Consider the following 2,045-nt stretch of genomic DNA (forward strand, 5'->3'; position numbering starts at 1 on the left):
GGCGTCACCGGCAGCCGGAAGGGCGCGCGCCCGCCCCCTCCGCTTGCCAGAATGGGCGCATGAGCGGGCGCTGGGAATTCTGGATCGACCGTGGCGGTACCTTCACCGACATCGTGGGCAAACGTCCCGACGGCCGGCTCGTCACCCGCAAGCTGCTCTCCCACAACCCCGAGCGATACCCCGACGCCGCCGTCGCGGGTATCCGGCTGCTGCTGGGCACCGAGCCGGGCGACCCCGTTCCCGCCGACCGGGTGGCCTGCGTCAGGATGGGCACGACGGTCGCCACGAACGCCCTCCTGGAGCGCCGCGGCGAGCCGACGGTCCTCGTCATCACGGAGGGCTTCGGGGACGCGCTCCGTATCGCCTATCAGAACCGCCCGCGGATCTTCGACCGCCGTATCGTGCTCCCCGAAGCGGTGTACGAACGGGTCGTCGAGGCCCCCGAACGCGTCGACGCCCACGGCACCGTCGTCCGGCCCCTCGATCTCGCGGCGGTCACCGCACGGCTCCGAAGGGCCCACGCCGACGGCTTCCGCAGCGCGGCCGTCGTCCTGATGCACGGCTACCGCCACCCCGGCCACGAGACCCGTATCGCCGACGCCGCCCGCGAACTCGGCTTCACGCAGATCAGCTGTTCCCACGAGGTCAGCCCGCTGATCAAACTCGTCCCGCGCGGCGACACGACCGTCGTGGACGCCTATCTCTCACCGATCCTGCGCCGGTACGTCGACGAGGTCGCGGCCGAACTCGACGGCATCCGCCTGATGTTCATGCAGTCCAACGGCGGACTGCGCGAAGCCGCCCACTTCCGGGGCAAGGACGCCGTCCTGTCGGGGCCCGCGGGCGGTGTCGTCGGCATGGCGCGGACCGCCGCCGAGGCCGGTTACGACCGGGTCATCGGCTTCGACATGGGCGGTACGTCGACCGATGTCTCGCACTACGCGGGCGAGTTCGAACGCGAGCTGGGCACCCAGGTCGCGGGCGTGCGGATGCGCGCCCCCATGATGAACATCCACACCGTGGCTGCGGGCGGCGGCTCGGTGCTCCACTTCGACGGGCACCGCTACCGGGTGGGACCCGACTCCGCCGGAGCCGTCCCGGGGCCCGCCTGCTACCGGCGCGGCGGCCCGCTCACCGTCACCGACGCCAATGTGATGCTCGGCCGCATCCAGCCGGCCCACTTCCCCGCCGTCTTCGGCCCCGGCGGCGACCAGCGGCTCGACGACGGGACCGTACGCGAACGCTTCACCGCGCTCGCCGCCCGCGTCCGCGCCGGGTCCGGGTCCGGGTCGGGGTCCGGGTCGGGGTCCGGGAAGACGCGTACCCCCGAGGAGGTCGCTGCGGGCTTCCTGGAGATCGCCGTCCTCAACATGGCCAACGCGGTCAAGAAGATCTCCGTACAGCGCGGCCATGACATCACCCGCTACGCCCTCAACTCCTTCGGCGGCGCGGGCGGACAGCACGCCTGCGCGGTCGCCGACGCGCTCGGTGTCACGACCGTCATCGTGCCGCCGCTGGCCGGGGTGCTCTCCGCGTACGGCATCGGGCTCGCCGACGCCACCGCCATGCGCGAGCGGTCCGTGGAGGCGGAGCTGACCGGGGACACCCTCACCCGGGTACGCGCCCTCTGCGCCGAACTCGCCGCCCGCACCCGCGCCGACCTGCGCGCCGACCACATCCCCGACAGCGCCATCACGACGCACGCGCGCGTACTGCTCCGCTACGCGGGCACCGACGCGAGCCTGCCCGTGCCCCTGGACACCGCCGACGCCATGCGGGAAGCCTTCACCTCGGCCCACCGGACGCGCTACGCGTTCACGATGGAGAAGCCGGTCGTCGTGGAGGCCGTCTCCGTCGAGGCGGTCGGGACGGCGGCGGAGCCGGGCGCCCCCATCGCGGGCGAGTACGGGGGCGGGGAAGCCGCCGAAGTGAGCGGGGGCGGCGGAGCCACGGGGGAGCGGGTGGGCGGGGGAGCGGCCACGCCCCGGCGCCCCGCGGTCTCCGTCAAGCTGTTCGTGGACGGCACCCACCGGGACGTACCCCTC

At 73.4% G+C, this 2,045-nt stretch carries 1 protein-coding gene; it reads left to right on the forward strand.

The window, feature by feature from the left end; genetic code table 11:
- Positions 1–59 precede the first annotated feature (59 nt).
- Positions 60–2,045: hydantoinase/oxoprolinase family protein (locus ACWF94_RS39470; RefSeq protein ID WP_453499954.1), on the forward strand; the 1,986-nt coding region annotated here is incomplete at its 3' end.

The organism is Streptomyces sp. NPDC055078, assembly GCF_053607985.1.